6 protein-coding genes are annotated in these 6,404 nt (G+C 38.5%); 2 read left to right on the forward strand and 4 right to left on the reverse strand.

Features of this window, described 5'->3' with window-relative positions; genetic code table 11:
* Nucleotides 1-219: 219 nt before the first annotated feature.
* Complete coding sequence (locus F6K22_RS27325) at nt 220-1,911, forward strand: hypothetical protein (protein ID WP_293105339.1); 1,692 nt, start codon at nt 220-222, stop codon at nt 1,909-1,911.
* A 36-nt stretch (nt 1,912-1,947) separates the two neighbouring features.
* On the opposite strand, the gene F6K22_RS27330 is transcribed toward F6K22_RS27325, so the two are convergent.
* From F6K22_RS27330 to F6K22_RS27340, 4 genes are all read right to left on the reverse strand, one after another.
* Entirely contained in the window at nt 1,948-2,217 is a 270-nt protein-coding gene (locus F6K22_RS27330) for a hypothetical protein (protein WP_293105341.1), read from the reverse strand.
* Entirely contained in the window at nt 2,165-2,332 is a 168-nt protein-coding gene (locus tag F6K22_RS43160; RefSeq protein ID WP_375340201.1) for a DUF6972 family protein, read from the reverse strand. Before F6K22_RS43160 ends, F6K22_RS27330 begins: the two co-directional genes overlap by 53 nt.
* A 73-nt stretch (nt 2,333-2,405) precedes the next feature.
* Entirely contained in the window at nt 2,406-3,029 is a 624-nt protein-coding gene (locus F6K22_RS27335; RefSeq protein WP_293105343.1) for a ribonuclease D, read from the reverse strand.
* A 561-nt stretch (nt 3,030-3,590) separates the two neighbouring features.
* Nucleotides 3,591-5,216 (reverse strand): calcium-binding protein, encoded by a 1,626-nt coding sequence (locus tag F6K22_RS27340; RefSeq protein ID WP_293105345.1) that lies wholly within the window; start codon nt 5,214-5,216, stop codon nt 3,591-3,593.
* Nucleotides 5,217-5,708: 492 nt separating this feature from the next.
* On the opposite strand from F6K22_RS27340, the gene F6K22_RS27345 reads away from it, so the two are divergent.
* On the forward strand, nt 5,709-5,840 hold the full coding sequence (locus F6K22_RS27345) for a hypothetical protein (protein ID WP_293105347.1): 132 nt from the start codon (nt 5,709-5,711) through the stop codon (nt 5,838-5,840).
* The last annotated feature ends 564 nt before the right edge of the window (nt 5,841-6,404 follow it).

The following is a 6,404-nucleotide window of genomic DNA, read 5'->3' on the forward strand; positions in this document are numbered from 1 at the left end:
TGTGTGGCGCGATACTGCGCTCCGCAACGCTCCGCGAACGCACCACACCCCCATCTATTCTCAATAATAGTGGGATTTTAGTTGAACTATTCTTCAGCTTATTTGATAAGTCCACCTCTATATATAGCTTTCAGCTACCTTGTCACCCCGTGAGAACTAACTCAAAAAAACAAATCTGGAGAATGACCTTTTACACCTCCTTAACACCTTTTTAGAACCATGACTAATCAAGATTTAGGGGTTTTATTCCCTGGTTTCCAAACAAGTAAATCAAGTTATCTTGCGGATGATGAAGTCAGCGAAGTTTACAACTTGTCTGTAGAATCACCGGGCTACATAGAAATTCAACTAAAAGACCTAGTAGCGGATGCCGATCTATATTTTTATGATCTTAGCCTTCCCGGAGAGGATGTTTTAGACTCATCCACTTCTTATGGTGCATATCAAGAAGAAAGTATCCGTCGCTATCTAGAAGCAGGCAACTATTTGATTAGCGTCAGAAACGTTAATAATATTTTTAACTCCGACAGTTTCTTTGACCCAAATGTATTCCGGCGCAACACTGATTACACTCTGGATATCAGTTTTGACATCGAAAACTCTTCTAGTAACACAACTACTGATTCTAGTAGCACTCAAGGTCTTGTAACTAGCCCATCAATAGAGTTGACTACTCCTGCTATTAGTAATACTCAAAGCCCGGGACTAGGCGGATACATTGGGGCGCGTCCAGTTGAAGATACAACTTCAAATTTTAGCAATTCTCAAGGCGCGGGGCTAGGCGGATATATTGGAGCCGTTCCCAGCAATCAAGAGCAGAGTACAAATAGCCAGTTAGTAGTAGAAGAGTCGGTTGATGGTTCGGAGTGGAACGCTAGCTTTTTCCTGTTTGATGGCCAGCAGCCACCCACAGATTTTTATCTGAACGAAGCTAACAAATTTGCTGTGCTAAACCTTGGCCGTGGTGGAAACAGTTTTTCTGCTGATTGGGGGTTATACTCTCCTGACCCACGAGTTCCACGGGATAATTTTGCCATTCGCAGTTACACCCATGCTGATTTTGAACCCGGTAAAGAGTACGAGTTTACAGTTCGAGCGGATGATGGATATCAGCTACTAGCAAAGCATCACATCACAAATCAGTGGGTTTACATTACTCCCCAAGAAACCTGGGAATACGACTACGGCGGAGATACGTTTACATATCGCTGGCCAGATTACGCTCCAGGTGGTAAATACGATCTACATTTTCATTACTACGAAGAAACTGGTAATGCTTACTTTGAGTTGTCTTGGGCAGAAAAATCAGAACTTCCAATTACATTTGTACCAGAGCCATCTTACGTTGATAGTGGCGGTTCTGCAACTTTATACACAGATAATACCACCTCAGAACCATCTTACGTTGATAGTAGCAATGCCACAACTTTCACTTTCGATGATAGCGAAAATGGTGGTTCACCTTTTACAACAACTTCGAGTATTGGTGATTCCTTGATTAATGGTGCTGCTGATGTGGTAACTGGCAATTTCTTTTCCCAAGAAACTGTATGTGGTGTGGGGGATGAAAGAAATGCTGAAATTGTAGGGCTTCCCTTTTCTTCAAACCCTATTTTAAATGCACATCAGCCCTCTTGCTTCATACACGATTATCTGGTGCCAGATGATAAAGATCCTGTAGAAGACTTCGACGATCCTGGAGTAATACTAGCAGATGCTACGCTGGCATTAACATCACCAAACCCTGTGTTTCAAGTAGCTTTTGGAACAAAAGCAAGTTTAGGTGCAGCAGCAGCAGTTGGGGGTGCTGTTGTAGATGGAACAAACACAGTTTTAGATGGTATAGCAACTGGAATCAATGATTTAGAGAACGCGATTACTAGCGGTTGGCCAATAAATCATCTTTTTTAGCATTAGCTTCTAGCATTAAGCGATCGCTTTATTCCCCTACATTAACTCCGAAGCTTTAAGTCTTCCTTCCAAGGGTTCGTACTCATCCTCCAGCAACCAAAACTGAGCCTCATCATAATTATCGCTCTCAAAGATAACACGATAACCCTCAGCCGGATCGTAAACGTGACACCTTCCGTCTGAGGCACCGAGCAACAAAAGCAGATAAGGAGGAGACAAGGCAGGATCTATCCATACTTCGCTAAATTCCCAATTATCTTTCACTGGGTCGAGTTCTGGGGATAACATGGTATTGGTTGTTGTCATTTATTTTGATTTCGCCATAATAAAGTGCAATGCGACTACCGTCAGGACTAATTCTATAACCAAAGTGAGGGTGAATGCCATTCGCCCCTACATTTAGGTTGGCATTGCAGAGCAATATTACTTCCTATTTTCTCTACTAATAATAGCATAAAAAAAGACAAATATCGCTCTACAAAACCTAACTTAAATTAATGCTCAAAAATATCTTTATACTGCAATAAATCTAACCCCACAAATACTGGCAAACATTCAAAACACTGCTGTGCTAACTCCCATCTTTCCTCACGTTTTAACATCCCAATTAACTTCTGCCTAACACTCAATAAATACCGCACATCATTAGCAGCATAACTCAATTGTTCCTCTGTTAAATTCTCTGCATTTCCCCAATCAGAACTTTGAGCAGATTTATCTAACTCTACTTTTTCCAACTCCATTACTAAGTCTTTTAAACCATGTTTTCCTGTATAAGTTCTCGCCAACTTACTGGCAATTTTGGTACAGAAAATAGGGGAAACTTTAATATCTAAATGATGCTGCAACATTGCTACATCAAACCTGGCAAAATGAAATATTTTAACTATTCCAGTTGCCTCCATTAACTCTTTTAAATTCGGTGCTTCTTGTTGCCCTTTTTCAATCCGAATAGCTGTAACTTTGCCTTGAGGGTCACATAACTGGACTAAACATAAGCGATCGCGCGATGGTAATAAACCCATTGTTTCTGTATCAACTGCAATACTATCTGCTTGTAAATAATCAGATAATATACTTTCAGTTAAATCGCGCTCGCATACTTGAAAATCACTCATTACTCACCTAATAATTACTAATATTTTTTCAGATTTAGTAATTATACCTTACCGAATAATTAATAATTATTAATTAAATAATTCTGGTTTAAAGCCTCCCCTTGGATAGGGGAAAAAAAGAAATGATATTTCCCAATCTTCAATTCCCGAACGGTTTTAACCTTCTTGTAATTATCAATTATCCATTATCAATTATCAATTAATGAAAGCGCTTTTCAAATTGATGAACCACATCGTTACAACCAAAACCTTGTAGGGGCGAATGGCCATTCGCCCCTACCCATTGTATTACGATCGATGAAATTATATTACTCCGATTTCTCGGGAACCGTAACCAACAAATTTGATATTAATTCTTGGTTAATACCACTCATGGACACTTAGAGCTAAAGTCATTCCTCAATTATACGGTATTTTAATCCTTTAGCAGTAGCTGGAGCGATCGCCCTCCCAACAACTCATCCGTTACATCGCTTACTAACCCAACCCTTGGAACCCACCACCAACCCTACACGACTAAAGTCGTTACTACGAACGAGCGATCGCTATCCCTTAGTCTTTCTAAATCAAAATCAATCCATTTTGAACCTCCGACTCTGTCACCCCAAGGACAATAGCAATTAAATCTCCATCTACAAAAATTCCCGTACCTTGTCCCGTACTTAAAGAAGCAGGTCCTAAAACAATTCCATCACCACCAAACGTAATAATTACATCATTTTCCAAATTATTCAGATCGGTAATTATTGCATAATCACTACTGCCAGCAAAACTGTAAAAAGCAACATTGCTATTACCCAAAACAAAGGTATCAGTTCCTGCACTACCAATCAAAAAATCAATCTCATTTTCTCCAGACTCACGACCTGCACCAATAATAAAATCGTTACCAAACTGCCCAATAATAGTATCATCGCTCAGGTCTCCACTGAGAGTATCATTCCCCTCTCCACCATCAATAAAATCATCATCCTTACCACCAAATATTAAATCATCACCCTCTCCTCCACTCAATTCATCATTACCCAATTCTCCTAGGAGAAAATCTAAATCAAAACCACCATCAACTAGATCGTCACCTTTTCCTCCTCGAATAGTATCGTTACCTGAGTTACCCTCCAGACGGTCATTATCTCTGTTGCCGAAAATAATATCATTCCCTTCATTGCCAAAAATACTGTCATTACCAATATTGCCAAAAATACTATCATTCCCTATCCCACCTTCTAGGCGATCGCTATCTTCATTGCCCAAAATACTATCATTACCCACATTGCCAAAAATACTATCGCTGCCAACATTACCCTGGAGACTATCATCACCACCCCCCCCATCTATTTCATCACTACCTGTATTACCCTGGATAGTATCATTCCCTTCACCACCACCCAGAAGATCGTTATCTTCATTCCCTAGAATACTATCATTACCACCTTGTCCATCAATAGTATCTATTCCGATATTGCCAAAAATAGTGTCATCATCTATTCCTCCAACAATACTATCACTCCCTGAATTACCAAATAGACTATCATTAGCTGCTTGACCATCAATAGTATCATTGCCACCAAGACCAAAAATGGTATCACTGTTAAGGGTACCTTGAATAAATTGAGGAGTATTATTACCAATAATTGAACCTGGTGGAAATTCACCTTCGGGGAGAAAAGGAGGCTGAGTCGGAATATTTACACCATCTACAATGCTAGAACTATTAACATCTATTCTGCTATTTTCTAAGGTGACAGAACCAGAAATTGTAATAGGTTGATTTGGCTGTAAATCTAATGCTATGGCATTAAATTCATCTAATAAATTAATAAAGTATATTTGACCGTTAGAGTTGAGAATAAATTGATTATCATTAACTACAAAACCAACAGTTCCAGAGATAGTTTGTAGACCGACAATTGGTGGTGGTGGTCTTGTACCATCCTGATTAATCAAAATTGTATTAATTAGATTAAGTCGGTTATCTTCTATATTGACAAAACCTGTTACTCTAACTAATTGACCAACCTGTAAACCTAAGATTGAAGTATTTAGTTCATCTATGAGGTCAACAAAGAAGTTTTGACCATTATCCGCCGTCAGAATAAAAGTATCGTTACCAGTAATAGAAAATATTGTTCCTGCTATTTCTGTTAATGTTAATTCTAACTGGGAGATGGTTCTGATGGTTATCATAATTGATTATTTTAGTTCATTCTCTTCTGAAACTTTTGTAGGGAAATTCTATGGAACCTCCCTACTATTTTTATTGAGATATATAGCCTTCCTAAGTCATGTGTGAAAAAGGGTAGAGATGGTATATTTATCCATTATTTTATTCCCAAAGTTTATGAAACTACAGGGTAATTTCATAAATCATTTAGGATTGCTATATTTTGTATGTAGACGTAAAACGAAAGCTAAATGTTTCATCAACTATCAAATTATAGATAAGTAGATTATGCTAAAAATGTTTTTGGTGAGGGTAGGCAAGAATAAAAATTTTTTTTGAGGTTTAAGAGTATTATTCAAAAACCTCTTTTCTTGAGCAGAATTTCCTTGTGTCTCTTGCTTTATAAGAAGGATAAATTTTAACGCTGACCCAGTTATTAATTAAGAATTTGTCAGGCACAAACTATCATTATTGAAACATTAGATATGGTGGGTTGGATTACAGCGCTTTTGAAATTGATTAACCACATCTTCACAAGCAAAAATCCTGTAGGGGCGAATGGCCAGCAAGTAGGGGCATCTATGCGAATCGCCCCTACTGTGGTCTACCGTGCAGGAAAACCGCTTTCATTAATGGATAATGGATAATGGATAATTACAAGAAGGTTGAAACCGTTACGGAATTGAATACAAGGAAATACTGTTTCTTTTTTTCCCATTGAAAGGGGAGACTTTTAACCTGAATTATTTAATTAATAATTATTAATAATTAATAATTTGGTAAGTAAAAAAAACTCAAATTATTTTTGGGTGATTCTACCGTTTAACCCAACCTAAAGGGTGTAGTTGCGTGGCACAGCTAAAAGTGTGCATTAATGTAGTGGAGCGTTTCAGTTAAAATAGTGCATTAGGGAGTAGGGTAGGGACGTTCCATGGAACGTCCCTACCGGAGAAAGATTGTTGTTGGGTTTCGCTCCCTCAACCCAACCTACATCTAACGCACCATTTTAGCTGTGTCGGTCTAGTAGTTGCGTGGCACAGCTAAAAGTGTGCATTAATGTAGTGGAGCGTTTCAGTTAAAATAGTGCATTAGGGAGTAGGGTAGGGACGTTCCATGCAACATCCCTACCGGATGACTGACATATTCTCCCGCGATCTAAAGATTCTAACGGGCGTCACCTGGCATCATTTATAAATGTTTACCATCATTTT

This window comes from Okeania sp. SIO2F4 (assembly GCF_010672385.1).
Classification (GTDB): Bacteria; Cyanobacteriota; Cyanobacteriia; order Cyanobacteriales; family Microcoleaceae; genus Trichodesmium.

Bases quoted from the DNA above. Each gene is read 5' to 3' on its own strand.
- F6K22_RS27335 (WP_293105343.1), bottom strand. From the start codon at position 3,029: ATGAGTGATTTTCAAGTATGCGAGCGCGATTTAACTGAAAGTATATTA.
- F6K22_RS27340 (WP_293105345.1), bottom strand. From the start codon at position 5,216: ATGATAACCATCAGAACCATCTCCCAGTTAGAATTAACATTAACAGAA.
- F6K22_RS27330 (WP_293105341.1), bottom strand. From the start codon at position 2,217: ATGACAACAACCAATACCATGTTATCCCCAGAACTCGACCCAGTGAAA.
- F6K22_RS27325 (WP_293105339.1), top strand. From the start codon at position 220: ATGACTAATCAAGATTTAGGGGTTTTATTCCCTGGTTTCCAAACAAGT.